This window comes from Domibacillus sp. PGB-M46 (assembly GCF_022668875.1).
Classification (GTDB): domain Bacteria; phylum Bacillota; class Bacilli; order Bacillales; family Domibacillaceae; genus Domibacillus.
The window spans coordinates 15,533-33,809 of the sequence record NZ_JAKGCR010000010.1 but is presented as its reverse complement, the minus strand read 5'-3'; the positions used below and the strand labels follow the sequence as shown (position 1 = coordinate 33,809).

Below are 18,277 nucleotides of genomic sequence, written 5' to 3'. Positions count from 1 at the left end.
ATGTATTGCTGCTCTTCCTTTATGAAACAGATACTTCACTGGTCAGCCTTTTTCTGTACACCACCTTTGAAATTGTGATGCTTACTTCATATAAAAGCAGCAGGGGAATGATAACCAAAACGTCTGAAATCAGGTCAGGGGGTGTAATTAAAATGGAAACGACAATGAGGGCAAAATAACAAAGCTTTCTCGCTTTGGCCAGCCTCATTGGATTAATAATGCCGAGTCTTGTTAAAAACAGCACAACGAGGGGCATTTCGAATAAAAAGCCAAATGGCAGTGTTAAGTGCAGCATAAAACGGAAATAGCGATCCGCCGTAAACATCGTCTCAAAGTGGCCGGATGACAGCGCAGTCAGGTAGTTTAACACGATTGGAAACAAAATAAGATAGCCAAATGCAATGCCCGTAAGAAACAGCAGAAACAAGCCCGGTATAAAATGAAGGGCGACCCGGCTTTCTTCCTTTGTTAAAGCAGGAGCGACAAAGCGCCAGGTTTGATAGGCAGCAACAGGAATCGTTGCAGCAATCGCACAAACACCCGAAATGACCATATAGACCCATAGAATATCACTCGGTCCTAGGATTGCCAATTTTCCGTCCAGGTCTTTGATCAGCCAATTGTAAATATTCTCAACAAAAACAAAAGCAAGAATGAGAAAAAAGAGAAAGGCAATTAAAGTCCTAATAATCCGCTGGCGAAGTTCTTCTAAATGTTCGATTAGATGAGTATCCTTGTTTTTCATCCAACGACCTCCTATCTTTTGCTAAAAAAAGATGTAGACGAGTTTCCTCGTCTACATGCCTCTTATGAAACCGCTGATTTCTCTTTTTTCTCCACCGTTGTCAGCTCAGGCTTTTTTTCTTCCTCCTCTTCCACTAAATTTTTTGTGGCACTTTTAAACTCGCTCAATGTACGGCCAAACGCCCGGCCGATCTCGGGCAATTTCGAAGGGCCAAAGATTACAAGGGCGATGATTAAGATTAGCACTAAACCTGGAACACCGATATTTTGCAGCATGCAAATCTGCTCCTCTCATAAACATGTTTTATTTGTTTTTATTTTTGTAAGCCACAACCGCTTCAATTTCAATGAGCCAGTCTGAATTCACCAGGCTGTCGACACCCACAGTGGAACGTGCTGTTTTAATTGGATTTTCTTTTGTATTAAAAAACTGTCCGTACGCGTCAAACCACCCTTGATAGTCCGGTTTTCCGCCCTTATTCGGGTCTGATACTACATACACACGCAAATACGTTACATCCGCAAGCGTGAGTCCTTTTGCTTTCAGCTGCGTTTCTAAATTCTTTAATATACCGATAGCCTGCGTTTTGGTATCCCCGTATCGTTCATACATTGTTGCACCGTCTTTATTCAACAAAGGCGGAACAGTCCCGCTAAACAGCAGCTGGCCATAAGAAGAAGGAATAGCCACTGAACTGGAAATAGAGGAAGATGGGGTGCCAAAAAACGTTACTTCATTCGATTTTAACTCTTCTTTTTCACTTACCGCCGAGGCAATCGAAAATCCGGCAATAACGTTTGCTCCAATTACAACCGAGGCAATCGTGGTTTTTAGTGATTTTTTCATTTTTCTTCCTCCATTTATAAAAGATAAAATAACAGCCGGATCATTCATTACCCCGCGATCGAAGGTACTGGACCATTTTCTTCCAAAACTTTCCCGTGAATCTGGCTGACGACTGTTCTTGCCGATTCAAATGCACCAGCCATCCATCCCGTCATGTAGCTGAGGTGTTCACCGGCAAGGTAAATACGGCCTTGCGGCTGATTTAAAATTGGATAATAGTTTTTCAAATCAGAAGAAGAGTATTCTGCCCATCCACCTTCGTTATATTTAATTTTGTGCCATGCAAGTGAGAAAGAGGTTTCAAATTCATCAGCATACTGCTTATGTATTTTTCCACCCTGAGCCAAAGCATGCGATTGACGCTGGGCGATGGATCGGTTGCCCACATCGACTGCATTTTGACCGAAGTTATAATAGCCGACTACAATTCCTTTTTGTGTTAAAAAGTCAGAGGATGGATACCAGATCTGGGAGATATCCATGTTGGTTGTTGTAATGCCGCCAAGAATGCGGTCTTCCTGCTCCCAGAAACGATTTTTAAATTGAAGGCCGATTTTGCCCGTTGATGCGTAGTTGATGCTTTGGATTGCATTTTTCATTTCGCTTGTGAAATCTGCTTTTATATTTTTTAGAACAGGCAGCGGGATCGTACAGATGCAGTAATCTCCGCTTATTTCTTGTGTTTTTCCTTTGGTCTTGTACACCACCCGCGTGCCCTCTGGGGACTGCCGAATTTCCTGTACTTCCGCTTCAAACGTAATTTTGCCTGGAAGCTGTCTTTCAAGTGCTTTTGGAATCTGGTCCATCCCGCCTACGGGCTGGAACATCATAGGTTGTTGAGTGAAGGAGTATTCTGAGTTGAAGTTGTTCATCATTCCTGATTGAAGAAGTTCACTAGATGTATAGGGTGCGCCGACTGTTCCTGGCTGGAGGCCTGCACCTGGGAGTTCTGTATATCCGCGGCGGCTTGAGCCTTTGTAGATGTACTCGGAAGACAAATCACCTTCACGTTTCAGGTAATCCATTAATTTTTCCCTGTCTTCTTTCGTTAGCTCCTGGTCAAGTGCAGACTTATTGACTGCTTTTGCTAACAGCTCGGATACAAATCCACGTGAGTCTGCTTTAATGGCCTGCTTCCGAATTCTCTGGTTTGCGAGACCACCCACATTTTCCTGATAATAATAAGCATATTCATTTACGTTACAAAACACTTCGAGTGGAACCCCGAGCTCTTTACAATAATCCATGGTCACATGATGCTGGGGAATTCGGGCAGGGCCGGCGTTAAAATAAAGGCCTTTGTCAAATTTAGCTGTTTGTTTAACCCCGCCGATTTCGGTTTCTTGTGTTCCATTTCGCACGGTCCAGTTCCGTCCTCCTGTTCGATCTCTCGCTTCGAGAATATGACAATCATATCCTGCTTTTCCAAGTTCATAAGCGGCTGTCATTCCGGCAATACCGGCTCCGAGGATAATGACTTTTTTGCCTATTTTCCCTGACTGGGAAAGGTCACTTTTGGATGGAGGGCGATAGCTGCTGGCGCTTGCCATCACAGGAGAAGCAAAAAACCCTAAGGATTCCATTGCTCCAAATACGGCAACAGCTCCTCCTACTTTCCCTACTTGATTCAGGAAATCTCTCCTTGTTAAGCTTTTTTGTTCTTTTGTCACTTTGTTTCCCCCTTTAATCACTTGGAATAAGAGTATAATAGAGGTTATATTTTTCCATATCTACACATTTGTTAGAAAATATCACAATTTTTTTGAAAGTTATAATCATTATTAACAGTGAAAATATGTAAAACGGAGCACTTTAATGCTTATAAAATGAGTCCTAAATGAACAAAAAAAGAAAAAGCAATTCTCTTTAGAACAGAGGAAAAGCTTTTTCTTGTATATGAATATGGTTTTTATTCGCACATTTACTTTATGGGATTAATTGCTTTTCTCAACGCTGTGTCCGCCGAATTCGTTTCGCAAAGAAGCGACAACTTTTCCTGAGAATGTGTCTTCTTCAAGCGAGCGGTAGCGCATCATTAAAGACAACGCCGTAATAGGCGCGGCTGCCTGCATCTCAAGGGCCGTTTCAACTGTCCATTTTCCTTCTCCAGATGAATGCATAATGCCTTTAATGCCTTCAAGCTTCGGATCTTTTGAAAATGCATTTTGTGTGAGTTCCATCAGCCATGAACGAATAACAGAGCCGTGGTTCCACACTCTGGCCACCTGTTCATGATCATAGCCGAAATCGCTTTTTTCCAACAACTCAAAGCCTTCCGCGATCGCCTGCATCATCCCATATTCCACTCCATTGTGGATCATTTTCAAAAAGTGTCCGCTTCCGCTCTTTCCTGTATACAAATAGCCATTTTCAACGCAAATGTCCCGGAATACAGATTCTAACTGTTCAAAAGCGGACTGTTCACCGCCGACCATCATGCAGGCCCCATTTCTTGCACCGGACGTGCCGCCGCTTGTGCCGACGTCTAAAAAGTGAATACCACGCTTTGCTAACTGTTCTGCGCGCTGGATAGAATCTTTGTAATGAGAGTTTCCGCCTTCAACGACAATATCGCCTTCGGTTAACAGGGACGCTGCTTCATGAACGACTCCTTCTGTAATCTTGCCGGACGGCACCATGACCCAGACCACTTTCGGACTTGGCAGGCTGGCAACCAGCTCTTCAAGAGAAGAAGCTGTCTGTGCCCCTTCTCCACTCATTTTTTCTCTTGCTTCCTGGTTTACATCAAAAGCCGTAATTTCATGACCATGCTCCATTAAGTTCAACCCTAACTGAAAGCCCATTTTGCCGAGCCCGACTAAACCAATATGCATATGTGATAAGCTCCTTTGAAAATAATTTTCATACTTCTATTAAATTATATAAAATTTTTTTCTTGAATAAAACCCTTTCAAGAAATATTTTTTGCTTCTTTTCTTATGCTATACTGATGTTATAAAACAGTTTGTAAGGAGGGACCTCAGTGACACAACAATGTATGGCAAGAATTCGCTCCTATTATGCAAGGTTAAGCGCAAAAGAGAAAAAAGTAGCGGATTACATTTTACAAAACCCTGAAAAAATTATTCATATTACGATTAACGAACTGGCAGAAGATCTGCATGTTGCGGATGCAACGGTATTTCGGTTTTGCAAACGAATTGGATTTAAAGGGTATCAGGCGATGAAAATTGCCCTCGCTTCTGAAATTATGGAACCGATTCAACAAATACATGAAGAAATTTCAGAAAATGATGACGAAAAAACCATCACAAAAAAGATTTTTCAATCCAATATCCAGACGCTTGAAAATACGCTGCATTTGCTCAATGAAAATGCGCTTCATCAAGCAGTGTCCCTGCTCCTTCATGCAGAGAAAATAGAATTTTACGGTGTTGGCGGCTCTATGGTCATTGCCATGGACGCTTATCATAAATTTATCCGCACAGGAATTAAAGCGTTCTCATTCGTCGATTCCCACTACCAGCTGATGTCCGCTTCCCAACTGACAGAAAAGGACGTAGCTGTTGTGATTTCGCATTCCGGAACGAACAAAGATACGATTAATATTTTAAAAACAGCGAAAAAAAACGGGGCAAAAACGATCGGTATCACAGGCTATCCAAAGTCGTTTATTGGCCAGAATGTCGATGTTGCGCTATTCACAAGCTCTGAAGAAACGGATTTTCGTTCTGAAGCCCTTTCTTCCCGGATTGGACAGCTGAGCATTATTGATGCCCTTTATGTAAATATAATGGTACTGAACAAATACAATGCGAATAAAGCACTCGATAAAATCCGCGACTCCATTTCTGAAACGAGAATTTAACCGGCTTAGCAGACGGTTACTCAACCGTCAAAATGAAAGCCCTTTCCACGAGAGAGGCCATAAGAAAAAAAGGTGGTTTTTCTTTCAAACAACTCCACAGATAAAAGTGGTTTCTTTACTACTTACATTATGTACAGTGGTATTTGTTTTCATGCAGGAGCTTTGCATGCAACTGCGTTAAAAAGATAGTACTTTTGTCTGACCAATGTTTTGCTTGATCTCCATAACAGCTCTTTTCGCTCAAATAAGAAGGAATTTTCCCATTCACCAAGAAATAAATAGCTGTGTAAGCGATTCTGTTTGCACGATTCCTTGGGGAAAGGGCGGCTGAAATGGATCAACATATTCAAATGAACATGTTCCAGGGCACGGAAGTAAAAGCCACAGTAGAGGGATTGCAAATGCTGCAGCAATTATGTGAGGATGAAGCCGCTAAAAGCGAAGTGCCGGAAAGAAAATCTTTTTATGAAGGAATGGCGCTTGCCTACTCGACGATTGAGCAAAAGGTAAAGGGACATGCGGAGTATATACAGCCTGAATTTATTGAACGTTTGTTTGATACCATGACTAAAGCAGAAAATACACCATCAGCGAAGCATACTTACACGGAAACTTGTTCTTTTTGTGAAAAAAGCAGAAATGAAGTGGATGCGTTAGCATTAGGACCCGGAGTTTCCATCTGTATAGAGTGTCTCGATTTCGGCAAAGAAGTGATTGAGTCACAACCCCAGCCAGCTGTAGAAAACACGCCAGCAGCAAGCACAGCTTATACGGAAACTTGTTCTTTTTGCCAAAAAAGCATTAGTGAAGTGGGTGTATTAGCGGTCGGGCCAGGTGTTTCGATTTGTGCGGGCTGTTTGGAATTTGGCAAAAACGTTATTTAATCAAATTTATTATAGGTATGTAACATCATAAAAAAAGCCCTGGATTCCCAGGGCTTTTTTCGGTCTTCACTCTTCACTTTTATTAAACGAACATGCTGACGATTAAGACACCGGCAAATGCCGTAAAAGAAAGAACAGTTTCAAGAACCGTCCATGTTTTAAACGTTTCTTCGACAGTTAATCCTAAATATTCTTTTACCATCCAGAAGCCTGCATCATTTACATGAGAGAACATTAAGGAACCAGCGCCTGTTGCAATAACAAGCAGTTCAAGGTTCACATCCGGCATACCGGCAATGATCGGTGATACGATACCTGCCGCCGTTGTAAGAGCTACCGTGGCAGAGCCGGTTGCAATCCGGATTAAGCCAGCAATCATAAACGCCAGTAAAAGCGGTGACAGAGATAATCCTTGTGACATATCACCAATTGTTGCGCCTACTCCGCTGTCAATCAGAACCTGTTTAAACGCACCGCCCGCTCCAATAATTAAAAGAATAGAGCCAACTGGCAGAATGCATTCTTCTGTAAATCTCTTGATTGTATCGCGGTCCATCCCCTGACGGAAACCGAGAAAATAGTAAGCAGCGAAACAAGAAATTAAAAGGGCAACAAGCGGACTGCCGATAAAAGCTAAAATTTGTTCGGCTTGGCCAGGCAGTCCGGCATACGGCGCTGCGGTGCCAATGATCATCAAAACAACAGGCAGTAAAATAGATAAGAATGAAATTCCTACGCTTGGAAGAGAAGCAGGATCTTTTTGTTCTACCGTTACTAAGCTCGGCTCTCCTTTTGGCATAACCCGCTTGTAAATGAACTTTGCAAACAAAGGACCACTGATAATACCAGCTGGAAGTGCAATGATTAAAGAGTACAGCAGTACCTTTCCTAAGTCAGCGCCATAAATGCCGATTGCTGCAATTGCACCTGGATGCGGAGGCACAAGGCCGTGCACAACAGATAAGCCAGCGATCCCTGGCAGTGCAATTAATAAAATATTTTTCTTTGTAGCTTTTTGAATCGAAATGACAAGCGGCAGCAAAATTAAAATACCGACTTCAAAAAAGACAGGAATCCCAATGATAAATCCTGAGAAAAACATCGCCCACGGAAGTTTTTTCTCACCGAAAACCTTTACAAAATAGTTTGCAATCTGCAGTCCGGCACCGGATTCAGAAAGCATTTTCCCCAAGATCGTACCAAGAGCCAAAATACCAACTAAATGCCCCAGTACCCCGCCGACTCCTGTTTCATAAGCGCTTACAATTTTGTCCCATGATAAACCGGAAAGAACAGCTAAAAACAAACTGGCTACGGTTAAACTTATAAACGCATGCCATTTAAACCAAGAAACGCCGATAATAACGAGAACAATTGATAGCAGCGTTACAATTAATAAATAAGCGTCCATTGAAATACCACCTTTATACTGTAATACATTTCCAGTTGATAATGTAAGCATTTTCAACCGATGGACTCATTATACGAAAAAATATTTTTGAAATCAACAATAATAGAGAAAAAATATTTCTTTATTTTAAGCTTAAAGAGTGAAGCGATGAAAAATTTTTGGATTTCTCTTCTTTCTGCTGCCTGGATACTCAAGCAGCCGCAAAAAGCTGGTACAGTTTACAATCATTTTTTATTCGGCATTCCTCTAAGATGGTGAATGGAGCGTCTCTTTTCACTCGGAGTTCTACCTTTATTTTTGATCATGCTAAAAAGGCCCTTGCGTAATAAATATACGCAAGGGTCTTTTCAATAAAAAAGAGGCTTAGGTCGTTTGCTTTTCATCTGACAGGCTGTTCTCTGGATCAATCTGGTTATCTGCTTCACGATCAGCAATATCGTGTTATGAGCCCGACTAAAATGCGAGAGGCATATCGAAATCAGGTATGCTTATGCTATTTAAACGCTGCTTCCTTTAAAATGGTTTGGAGAATTTCATTCCATATCTGTTTTTCTTCTGTAAGAAAATGACCTCCACCCTTTACAGAATAGGGTGTAACAGTCCAAAATCGGCCAGCCATCTTTTTCCCTTCACTGACCGGTGACAATGTATCCTCTTCACCATGCCAAATATAAACCCGAACCTGAATATTGCAAAGGTGGCATCCACAGTTTTCCGTCAGCAGCCTTGTTTCGTATAAAGCACCTTCAACTTCCTGACGGTAGGCTTCTTTCAAATGAAGAATCGTACTGCCGAGTACCTCCTCTTACGTTAGCTGGCAGTTGTCCCATTCCGGCAAATGCCGTCCTCCTTTTTGGAGGACGGCTTTATACTTGTCAGGATTACGATCTATCATTTTTTCTGGGAACTGTTGATCCTTTTTTATATCCATGGAGCATGTTTGGACAGAAAAAAAAGCAATTTGGTTTTCTTTTGACATATTTTTAGGGGGGCTTACCCGCATGAAAAGGAATCGCTGATAAAACAAGTACACAAAATCGAGTTCGTTCAGGAAAGCAATAAGAAACAGCTGCTGCATAAGCTCCTCCTCCGAACATCCTTAAAACAGAAAACGTCTCTGTCTTTGAAAAAATTGCCAGTTCGGCTATATCGTCTGCCCAGTCGATAACACTGCGATGCTTTTTTGACCGGATAACCCGTATCCTGGCCTATCGGTCGCTATAAAACGGATACCAAGCGTATTCGCTATGTCATCATCTTTTAAAAACCAAATTATTGAACCCGGTGTGCCATGAAACAAAAAAACCGGAACCCCCTGTTTGTCCCCCCTACTCCCAAAAGCCAAGCTTTCTTCCAGCCGATAGAGTTATCATGTTCTCTTGCATTCCCTTTCTCCTTTCGCCTTATTTCTCTGCTCATTTTATCTTTTTTCCGGTACATATCTGTTAAAAGGTGAATCATTTACTTTTTTGTGAATTTTCATTTTAAAAAATGACATTTTGAAGCTGTTTTTGTAAAATGATAAATAGACTTTTGTTGATTTATTTTTGTTTACCTTTTTATTAAGAAAAGCAGAAAAAGGCAAACCAGTCGAAAGGCTGGGACGCAAAGTTTCAGATCTACGGTCTAAAGACTAAGATGGCTGAACTGCCTCGTAACCATAGAGGAGGAGCAGGCACATTGTGTAAAATAGACATTGCGGATGAGTATTTAATAGAAGCTTATATGGATGCATTACGTTTAAAATTAACGCCTGATTTTATTTATCTGCTTGAAACAGAAATGGCGGCAAGAGGACTTATTTTTATAGGCCCGCCCTCTTTGGAAGCTTATGCAGCGGTAACTAGCAGGTAGTTTGCCTTTTCCCTCTCACAAGCAGCCCACCTTTTCAGACAACTAAGAAACCTGGTTTGTTGCACTGTAAAGGTTTTAAGTCTATAAATCTATCAAAATTGTTTCACGTGAAACATATTTTAAGAGATTTATTATTTAATAGAAGAAAACCGTTATTGGAGAAAGGCTCTGCAATGGATAAAATGTTCATTCTTTAAAGATGAGATACGTTTTTTGATAAGGATTCATGGATTTATACATTATCTCGTCAAATATAGACAGAAAATACAGATCTTCCAGCTCCCCAATCTAGTATATTACATTTTAAAATATGGCTGTTCTTAATAGCCGGTAACATTGCGAACAGATGGTGCCTTTATGTAAGGGAAGGGCTGATCAAAACTTGATTGAAGTATATGTACTGTACGCGAATATGCCGACATGTTAACAAGTAATCAAAATTTCTTTTAAGCCATCGTAGTGTCATCATCCAATAAATATAGAGAAAATAAAGCGTTCCATACATATATACTCCTTACATAGAAGGAAACCGGCTATACCCTTTTTATTTATCCCATAAATCGATATCTTAGAAGAGGTCTGCCCCCCGGTCGCGGAAACAGGTGCTTGTAGCCCTGTTCCTCTTTCTCATCTTGTCGGTTTCGCAGCAGCTTTGAGAAACAGCTATCTTATACTGTCTTGTTATTAAAGGATAAGAATAACCTAGTACCGTTTTCATCGAAAAAATCATTCTTGCCTGCTGCCTGTTCATATCTCTTCTGCGTACAGTATGTAAAGCCGCTCTCTTACGCCGCCATGCACGATTTACTGGATACTGAAGACAAACGACACGCTCAGCAGAAAAAAGCTCTGATTAAATTACATTTTTTTACTTTCGTTAATGAGGGTCTCACGATGGGTCTTTTAGTAAATCAATGTTCTGACATTCCATTAAGCAGCGGAAAATTCCACTGGTTTACTGGCTGATCAAACGGAGGCCTTATGAAGGCAGGAGCAGTATTTTTTGAACTCCCCCCCACTTAGCAAGCTTGAAGTGGGGGTATTCTCGCCGAAGATGATAAAAAGTCTACGCAGTTTGTAGAAATGTCAAACCATGTAGCAGAAATGAAAAAAGCTGCAGTGGCTGCTGCAGCTTTTTTCATTTCTTTTAAATAAGAATGGTTTTGGATCACCTCTGTTTATTTTCAGGACAACGTATTTGGGGATCCTTTATCAATCGTTAACCTCTTCATATAAGGGAAATAGGGAAAAGAAGAGATGCTTCCTTCATCTCGTATATGGTTAGGTTTAACTACAAACTCTTTGTAGGCTTTTTTATTTATTGGTGCTAATTTGTCTAAGCCGTAACCGTTATAGTATACAGGCTTTTCACTGTGAACATTCATCGTACATCCCCCTATTATTTCAGCTTATTTCATTCATATGCCAGATTTCTATTCACTATTCCATTTCATTACAGCGGAGCTTCTTTTTTTGAACAATGATAAATATATGAAAAAAAGCCCCTGGCTAAATAGGAGCTTCTTTTCATATATTTATAGCGCCTTCAAAATCTACATAGATACAAATATACATGTATATGCATATACTCATATACAGGTATATTTGTATATGAGTATGCATGTATACGAAAGATTAAAATAGCGATTCTTTCTTGTCGGTCCTGCAGGCCGTTTAAGAAGGATTGGTCGGCTCTGAGTAAAATTCAACCAGATCTCCTCTTGCTAGTCCATTTGTGTATTCGATAATGCGGCCTGACATATCGTGGGTTGTGCCTTGAATCCATAAACATGGGCTTTCCGGTTTAAGCTGCAGCAGTTTGCTTTCAGATGAGTTAGAGTAGGAAATTTTCATGCGTTGTTTTTGTTTTTTCAATTGGATTCCATATTTCTGGGCTAATACCTCGTACAAAGAAGCATTATCCTCCATGTATTTCTCAATTCCTTCGCAGTATTTATAAGGAATCTGGCTCAATTCAATCGCAATGGGAATTTCATCTACGATTCTCAGGCGTTTCAAAGAAAAAACTTCTTCCCCTACATCAATATCAAGAACTTTTGCTAGATGTTCATCTGCTTTTTCGAAAAGCATATGTATTTTTTTTGTAGAAGGCTTAAACCCTTTATCAATCATTCCTTTTGTAAAGCTGTTGACGGTGATAAAGTTCCATCTGATCCGGCGGTTTGCCACAAACGTGCCGACCCGCGGACGCCGTTCGACAACCCCTTCCCTTTCTAAAAGGTCAATGGCATGGCGGATGGTCATTCTGCTGATTTTTAATGTTTCGGACAGCTCTCTTTCAGAAGGGATTTTATCACCGTGTTTTAACTTTCCGCTTTTGATTTCCTCGAGCAGCATTTCTCTTATTTGTTGATAATAAGGCGTATTCTCTTCTGATTTATTCAACATCTTTACCACCAACTTTGTCCATTATATAAGAATGACTTTCTTGTTATATCAGTATATATTAGATATAACATATTGAGAAAGAAAACGGTTTATTAGAAAAGGATAAGTGTTAGAAAAAAGCGGTTCCTTTGGAATAAGGAGCCGCTCTGCTTTTTCTTATGCTGGTTTATTCTTTCCCCTTACCAATTCACATGAAAACGGCCGAATGTTTTCCGGGTAGGAACAGACGTTACAAATGAATCTGCATCTACTGCTTTTACGACACGAATTAATTCCGACCATTCAATATTAATAATCACACACAGCAGCACCGTTCTTTCCGCATCACTATATGCCTTCCAGGAAGTGATGCCCCGGTTAAAAAGACGGTTTAATGTAGAAGAAATCTCATCCCCCTGGTCCGTCACAATCAACACTGTGCTTTTTTCAGCAATATTCAAAATCGCATCATATGTTTTCGTGCCGACAAAAAAAGAAATGATCGTATACATAGCCGACTGGGCATCGAATAGGAGCGCTGAAATCAGGACGATACACGCACTGAAAATCAGCCCAAACTTTCCTATCGTTATATTAAAGTACTTGGCCATCACCCGGGATAAAATGTCCAAACCGCCAACAGATCCACCCAGCCTCAAAATAACGGCAGCACCGGTTCCTGAAATAATGGCACCGAAAACCGCATTCAGCATGACATCTTCTGTCCATATCGGCTCAACCGGTATCCAATCAAAGAAAATGGAAGAAACGATCACAGAATAAATAGTATACACAATAAACTTTTTGCCAATATGAAGATACCCAAGTACAAGCAGCGGCACGTTGAATAAAAAATACTGAGTTCCAATTGGCCACCCAAATAAATGATAAAAAATCACACAAACACCACCCAGTCCGCCAGCCAGAAGTTCAGCTGGCGTCAACAGCTGATTGGTGCCGAATGCAAATAAGAAGCAGGCAATTGTCAGGCCTGTCAGTTCTCCTGCTGTTTTAAAGTGTCGGATCGGTTTACCGAAAAAATACAGATTTCATCGTCATGCCACCTCCTTTTTACCAAAACGGATTTACACTTCCTTATGGGTTTGAAGGTTCCGAGTAAAATTCCACTAAGTCTCCTCTTGCAAGCGTTTGTGAAACTTCAATCGGTTGGCCTGATTCTGTAAATGCCTGCCCTTCTATGGATATACAAGGACTTAAATCAGGAACTCCCAACAATGTACTTTCAGACTGGGAAGCCAGAGATATTTTCATATATTGTTTTTGGCGGATAAGCTGAATATCAAAATATTGATGGAGCACATGATAGAGAGAAACATTATCTTCCATATAATGTTCAATTTGAGGGCAGTATCGATAAGGGATTTGGCTGACTTCAATGGCTAACGGAGTATTGTCCACTTTGCGAAGCCGTTTCAAGTAAAAAAGCCGCTCACCTTCTGACACTTTTAATTGTTCTGCCGTCTGTGCGTCTGCTTCTCTTTCCTCCATAATTAATGTTTTGGTGGAGGGAGCCCGTCCTTTATCCTGCATGCCTTTTGTAAAGCTGTTAACGGTAACGGTGTTCCACCGGATTCGTTCATTTGTAATAAAAGTTCCAGCCCCCACCCTTCTTTCTACAAAGCCTTCTCTTTCAAGTATCATAACCGCATGCCGGGCTGTCATCCGGCTTACTTGGTAGATATCTGCAAGCTCTCTTTCAGAAGGGATTTTATCTCCGTAGCTCAATTTCCCGTTTTTAATATGGTTAATAAAGATTTTTTTTAACTTCTGGTAATAAGGAATGTCTGCTTCCTCGCTTTTCATGATGTCCTCCTTCCATAAAAGCACGGCTTTGCATTCTACTCACAGCATGTGTACTGTTATAAAATGTTTTCTGCTTCTTTTTTAGGAACCCCGTATCCGAAAGCTCCATAGAATTCACAAGTGGCGGCTGCAGCCTGAGCGGCTTTTTGTAAAGCGGAGGCCATATCCCGATTCTCGTAATAGTCAACCAATGTCATGGCAATAAAAGAATCGCCCGCTCCAAGTGTATCGACGACAGCTGCCGGGACGATTCCCTGCTTGTACAGCTTTCCATCTGCCAAAGCGATCGCTCCTTTTTCTCCTCTTGTCATGACACAAACAGCTGCGCCTAACTCGTTTGCCCGGTGAAGCAGACGAATGCCTTCTTCTTCTGTCAGCTCACTCCCCGAAAAAAATGCGTAAGTTACATGCGGGCAGAGAAGCTGCAGGTAGTCTTCTTCGTATTTAAATGAAAAATCAAACGAAACCGGAATGTGCCGGGATAGTAAAGCAATATCGGTTTCTGTATGACTATACATACTGCTATGCAGAATATCATGCTGCGCGATGCAGGCAAGATCCTGTTCATTAAAATTCAGTCTAACCGATGACTGAACGCCGCCCTTATTCGATCCGACAAATACCCGGTCCAGCTCTTCTGTTAAGGCAATGACGGATTCGCCATTTGGTCCACATACCTGCCGGACGGTCGAGATATCAATGTTTTCTGCTGTTAAGCTCTCCAATAAATGTGCCGCGGAGCGGTCATTTCCGACAATCCCCATATAGGAAGCAGCTCTGGCTCCATATCTCCTGGCCAGCACAGCTACATTCACTGCATTGCCTCCTGGGAAAATTTCCTCGCGGTCTTTGTAATAATCGACAACGTTATCGCCCACTCCAATAATTTTCATATTCAGCACCTCATTTTTTGATCATTCATTTAAACAGCTATAAATTATTACACAACATTTCTGGAAATAGTATTTAAAAATCGCTTAATCCGGTCATTGTTGTTATTGATATGGAAAAAAAGATGGGCCGGTTCATCCTGTACGATGACACCCTGGTCAATAAAAATAATCCGGTCGCCTACTTCCCGTGCAAAGCCCATTTCATGTGTCACAACAGCCATAGTCATTCCTTCATTCGCCAGTTCTTTCATTACCAGCAACACTTCGCCAACCAATTCAGGGTCCAAAGCGGAAGTTGGCTCATCAAAAAGAAGGATTTTCGGTTTCATAGCAAGGGCCCTCGCGATGGCAATACGCTGCTGCTGGCCGCCTGAAAGAGCATGGGGGTATTGATCACGTTTATCCGCCAGCCCTACTTTTTGTAAAAGGCGCTCCGCTTCTAAGATAGCCGTTTCTTTGCTGACTTTGCGTACGCGCATAGGCCCTTCAATGATATTTTCTAATACCGTTTTATGAGCAAACAAATGAAATCCTTGAAATACCATGCCTACTTCTGCTCGAAATTTGCTTAGCTCTTTTTCTTTTCTTGGCACTTTTTTGTTTCCAACGGTTCGATACAGAATCGATTCGCCTTCAAGCAATACGTCTCCTTCTGTCGGAAATTCCAGCGCATTCATCATACGCAAAAACGTACTTTTTCCGCTTCCGCTCGGCCCAATAATCACGACGACCTCTCCTTTTTGAATAGAGAGATCAATGCCTTTAATCACTTCTTTGCCATGAAAAGATTTATTAATGCTGGTTACTTGTAACATGGTGAGCCGCCCCTCTCTTTTCTAAATAATCCACAAACAAAGACAATGGATAGTGAAGAACCCAGTACACAATAGCGACCATCGTAAAAATTTGAATGTTTTGATACGTAGAAGCAGCCAGCAGGTTTCCATTATGCATCAGTTCCGTCACTGTGATAACCGCAGCAAGAGAAGAGTTTTTAATTAACACAATGGCCGAATTTCCAATCGCCGGAATCACATTTCGAATGGCCTGTGGCAGAATGATCCGGCGCATAGCCAGCGAGTAGTCCATCCCAATTGCCTGGGCAGCTTCCATCTGTCCTTTTGGAATTGATTTGATGCCCGCTCGAAATGTTTCAGCTAAATACGCACTTTCATTAATAGAAAGAGCAACAATCGCCGCTTGAAAAGCAGTTAAGGATATGCCGATATCCGGAAAAACAAAGTACACATAAAGCAGTTGGACAAGAAGAGGTGTGCCGCGGACAATACTAATATAGAAATTGCAAATTCGGTTGATGGTTTTATTATGTGTGATTTTACCTAATGCAACGGCAAGTCCGATGATCAAGGAAAAAATTAAAGAAATGGCTGTTAACTGAATTGTAATCAGGGTGCCCTCAAGCAGTCTGGGGCTAAAAAGAACAATATTTGACCAAATTTCCTGCATATCTATCCGCTCCTTTTATAGATTATGGAAGGCAGAACCCTTCCTGATAACAGAAAGGATTTTCCTGCTCAATTCCCATTTTGCTATACTTACGGCTGCTCCCATTCTACTCCCCATTTTTCATAGATGGAGGTCAGCGTTCCATCTTCTTTCATCTCTGCAATAGATGTGTTCAGCTTTTTAACAAGAGCGGTATTCTCTTTTGCCACGCCTAGCCCGATCTCACCAGATAAAGAAGGTACATACTCGTCTACAATGCGATAGGTCATGTTTGGATTTTGGCTTTTCATGTACGTAAAAGCCGGTTTATCGGCAAGAGCGGCATCAATACGTTTCGATTCAATATCTTTCAGCAAATCAGCCAATGTTTGGTAGGTTTTAACTTCGAGATTCAATTCCGGGCTTTGTTCTTCCAGCATGTCTTTAAACGATGTGCCCATTTGAACACCGATCGTTTTATCTTTTAAGTCTTCAAGAGAGGCAGTGGTTTTGTCGCCTTCTTGAACAATCAGCCCTTCTCCAAATCCAAAAACCGGATCGGTGAAGTTAATTTCTTCTTTTCGTTCATCGGTAATATACATGCCATCCACAATCACATCCGCTTTGCCTGATTGCAGAGAAGGAATGAGTGAATTCCATTCGCCTGTTACAATTTCCATGTCCATATCCGCCCGCTTTGTTGCTTCCTTGGCAATGTCAATCATAAACCCTTCTATCTCATTCGTGCTTGGGTTTGTTGCATTAAACGGATATCCGCCGGCTGTTGTAATAACTTTCAGCGTATCACCACTCGCTGATGCTTGCTCTGCTTTTTCTTCCGCATTTCCGCAGGCGGCGAGCATTCCGACCATCAATAGTAAAGAAGCCAAACGTACCTTTTTCATTTTCCATCCTCCTCTACATTTATATTCCCCACTTTGGTATAGACCAAAGCGGGAAAGTGTTTAATACGCTACCGTACGATAATAGCGGCGTGTTTCTAACGAATGCCCTCTTTGCTTTTCTAAATGAATGCTGACTCGCTGCAAAGCGGTGGCCAATACGAGCGGAGCTAAATATTTTCTAAATTCCTGGCTGATTCCGTCCAGCGGGTAATCAGCTGTATCAAAAATGCTCAGCTTCTTTGTATATTTCTCCGCGAACCGCTCCACGCGCTCCATTAATGGGCGTGTTTCATCTTCACATTTCAAAAGAATCATACTTAAGTCTTCTTCTACTAATTCGATTGTGCCATGGAAAAATTCAGCGGCATGAATGGACTTTGTACGAATCCACTGCATTTCCTCCAGCACGCACATCGCATAAGCATATGTACGGCCCCAGGCAGTACCCGATCCAACGAGCATATGATAGTCTTCATTTTTATAACGAGCTGCAAAGTCTGCTGCTTTAGGATCTGTTAATTCTTTTACTTTAATCAGCTGCTGTGGAATGGTTTGAAGCTGATCGATAAATGTCTCATATTGCTCAAATTCACCGTGATTATGAATAAGACGAAAAACAAGCATATACATTTGTAAATTAATTGAATCTGCAGCAAAATCGTTTTCTGCATAGTTGGCAATTGGATAATCCACAAGGCCCGCAAGTGGTGTTCCCATTTCACCGACTAACCCAATAGAGGTTACCCCATGCTGTTTACAATATTCTGCAGCGGCTACAGTTTCTTCTGTTGTACCAGATAATGAAGATAAAATAACGAGTGACTCTTTTGTAAACTGTTTATGGTTTTGAAGCATGAATTCTGAAGCAATTTCAGCATAAGAAGGAATCGTTGAAAGTGAGTTGAGCATGTATTCAAAAGGATACATGATAGCAATGGATCCGCCTGATCCAAGAAGAAAAACATTTTTAAATCCTTTTTTTGAAATCTCATCGGCAGTCTGCTCAACTTGGCTTCTTAAGGCAAGCGCTCCTTCCGTAACCTTTAAGTACCTTTCCTGACTAAAATTTAACATACTATCCACTCCTTTTATTTTCATTGGTATATACCAGAAAAATCATTTTGGTATATACCACAATCCCCATTTGAAATTCTTTGCTTCCGCTTTTTTAAGGAATACCATTATTATGCAGAGATCGCTAAGCCTGCACAATGAATTTGTCAGATTTACTGACGTTATTTCTGAAAATGCA

20 protein-coding genes and 1 riboswitch are annotated in these 18,277 nt (G+C 41.2%); of the genes, 3 read left to right on the top strand and 17 right to left on the bottom strand.

Annotation, left to right across the window (positions count from 1 at the left end; all coding sequences use genetic code 11):
* Positions 1-19: 19 nt before the first annotated feature.
* The 5 genes from tatC to gnd form a co-directional block, all read right to left on the bottom strand.
* Positions 20-745: a twin-arginine translocase subunit TatC gene (tatC, locus tag L2D08_RS13335; RefSeq protein WP_242234342.1), complete on the bottom strand. Its 726-nt coding sequence runs from the start codon at positions 743-745 to the stop codon at positions 20-22.
* A gap of 62 nt (positions 746-807) precedes the next feature.
* Positions 808-1,020: a twin-arginine translocase TatA/TatE family subunit gene (locus tag L2D08_RS13330; protein WP_050183140.1), complete on the bottom strand. Its 213-nt coding sequence runs from the start codon at positions 1,018-1,020 to the stop codon at positions 808-810.
* Positions 1,021-1,048: 28 nt separating this feature from the next.
* A complete protein-coding gene (locus L2D08_RS13325; RefSeq protein WP_242234341.1) occupies positions 1,049-1,591 on the bottom strand; it encodes a RidA family protein in 543 nt (180 codons plus the stop codon).
* Positions 1,592-1,638: 47 nt separating this feature from the next.
* Positions 1,639-3,261, bottom strand: coding sequence for a flavin monoamine oxidase family protein (locus L2D08_RS13320; protein WP_309241347.1), 1,623 nt, complete (start codon positions 3,259-3,261; stop codon positions 1,639-1,641).
* A gap of 264 nt (positions 3,262-3,525) precedes the next feature.
* Entirely contained in the window at positions 3,526-4,425 is a 900-nt protein-coding gene (gene gnd / locus L2D08_RS13315) for a phosphogluconate dehydrogenase (NAD(+)-dependent, decarboxylating) (protein WP_242234340.1), read from the bottom strand.
* 149 nt (positions 4,426-4,574) lie between these two features.
* Here gnd and L2D08_RS13310 point away from each other — a divergent pair, with 149 nt between their 5' ends.
* Positions 4,575-5,420, top strand: a complete 846-nt coding sequence (locus L2D08_RS13310) for a MurR/RpiR family transcriptional regulator (protein WP_242234339.1) — start codon at positions 4,575-4,577, stop codon at positions 5,418-5,420.
* Between the two features lie 332 nt (positions 5,421-5,752).
* Complete coding sequence (locus L2D08_RS13305; RefSeq protein ID WP_242234338.1) at positions 5,753-6,304, top strand: ClpX C4-type zinc finger protein; 552 nt, start codon at positions 5,753-5,755, stop codon at positions 6,302-6,304.
* Between the two features lie 82 nt (positions 6,305-6,386).
* On the opposite strand, the gene L2D08_RS13300 is transcribed toward L2D08_RS13305, so the two are convergent.
* The 3 genes from L2D08_RS13300 to L2D08_RS13290 all read right to left on the bottom strand — a co-directional run bounded on the left by L2D08_RS13300 (position 6,387) and on the right by L2D08_RS13290 (position 8,793).
* Positions 6,387-7,715: a GntT/GntP/DsdX family permease gene (locus tag L2D08_RS13300; protein ID WP_242234337.1), complete on the bottom strand. Its 1,329-nt coding sequence runs from the start codon at positions 7,713-7,715 to the stop codon at positions 6,387-6,389.
* 493 nt (positions 7,716-8,208) lie between these two features.
* Positions 8,209-8,490 (bottom strand): alpha/beta fold hydrolase, encoded by a 282-nt coding sequence (locus tag L2D08_RS13295; RefSeq protein ID WP_242234336.1) that lies wholly within the window; start codon positions 8,488-8,490, stop codon positions 8,209-8,211.
* A gap of 30 nt (positions 8,491-8,520) precedes the next feature.
* Positions 8,521-8,793 carry a hypothetical protein gene (locus tag L2D08_RS13290; RefSeq protein WP_242234335.1) on the bottom strand — a complete coding sequence of 91 codons (273 nt, stop codon included), beginning with the start codon at positions 8,791-8,793 and terminating at the stop codon, positions 8,521-8,523.
* Positions 8,794-9,285: 492 nt separating this feature from the next.
* Positions 9,286-9,370, top strand: a riboswitch (cyclic di-GMP riboswitch).
* Between the two features lie 25 nt (positions 9,371-9,395).
* Here L2D08_RS13290 and sda point away from each other — a divergent pair.
* Complete coding sequence (gene sda / locus L2D08_RS13285) at positions 9,396-9,569, top strand: sporulation histidine kinase inhibitor Sda (protein ID WP_255821954.1); 174 nt, start codon at positions 9,396-9,398, stop codon at positions 9,567-9,569.
* Between the two features lie 1,184 nt (positions 9,570-10,753).
* Here sda and L2D08_RS13280 read toward each other — a convergent pair.
* From L2D08_RS13280 to L2D08_RS13240, 9 genes are all read right to left on the bottom strand, one after another.
* Positions 10,754-10,954, bottom strand: a complete 201-nt coding sequence (locus L2D08_RS13280; RefSeq protein WP_242234334.1) for a hypothetical protein — start codon at positions 10,952-10,954, stop codon at positions 10,754-10,756.
* A 289-nt stretch (positions 10,955-11,243) separates the two neighbouring features.
* On the bottom strand, positions 11,244-11,975 hold the full coding sequence (locus L2D08_RS13275) for a GntR family transcriptional regulator (RefSeq protein WP_242234333.1): 732 nt from the start codon (positions 11,973-11,975) through the stop codon (positions 11,244-11,246).
* Positions 11,976-12,157: 182 nt separating this feature from the next.
* Entirely contained in the window at positions 12,158-12,940 is a 783-nt protein-coding gene (locus L2D08_RS13270; protein ID WP_309241355.1) for a YitT family protein, read from the bottom strand.
* Positions 12,941-13,052: 112 nt separating this feature from the next.
* Positions 13,053-13,781: a GntR family transcriptional regulator gene (locus tag L2D08_RS13265; RefSeq protein ID WP_242234331.1), complete on the bottom strand. Its 729-nt coding sequence runs from the start codon at positions 13,779-13,781 to the stop codon at positions 13,053-13,055.
* Between the two features lie 56 nt (positions 13,782-13,837).
* Positions 13,838-14,674 (bottom strand): PfkB family carbohydrate kinase, encoded by an 837-nt coding sequence (locus L2D08_RS13260; protein WP_242234330.1) that lies wholly within the window; start codon positions 14,672-14,674, stop codon positions 13,838-13,840.
* Positions 14,675-14,721: 47 nt separating this feature from the next.
* A complete protein-coding gene (locus L2D08_RS13255; RefSeq protein WP_242234329.1) occupies positions 14,722-15,489 on the bottom strand; it encodes an amino acid ABC transporter ATP-binding protein in 768 nt (255 codons plus the stop codon).
* Positions 15,467-16,141 carry an amino acid ABC transporter permease gene (locus L2D08_RS13250; RefSeq protein ID WP_242234328.1) on the bottom strand — a complete coding sequence of 225 codons (675 nt, stop codon included), beginning with the start codon at positions 16,139-16,141 and terminating at the stop codon, positions 15,467-15,469. The genes L2D08_RS13255 and L2D08_RS13250 overlap by 23 nt, the downstream gene beginning before the upstream one ends.
* An 89-nt stretch (positions 16,142-16,230) precedes the next feature.
* Positions 16,231-17,025, bottom strand: a complete 795-nt coding sequence (locus tag L2D08_RS13245) for a substrate-binding periplasmic protein (RefSeq protein ID WP_242234327.1) — start codon at positions 17,023-17,025, stop codon at positions 16,231-16,233.
* A 60-nt stretch (positions 17,026-17,085) separates the two neighbouring features.
* Positions 17,086-18,099 carry an SIS domain-containing protein gene (locus L2D08_RS13240; RefSeq protein ID WP_242234326.1) on the bottom strand — a complete coding sequence of 338 codons (1,014 nt, stop codon included), beginning with the start codon at positions 18,097-18,099 and terminating at the stop codon, positions 17,086-17,088.
* Positions 18,100-18,277: the final 178 nt, after the last annotated feature.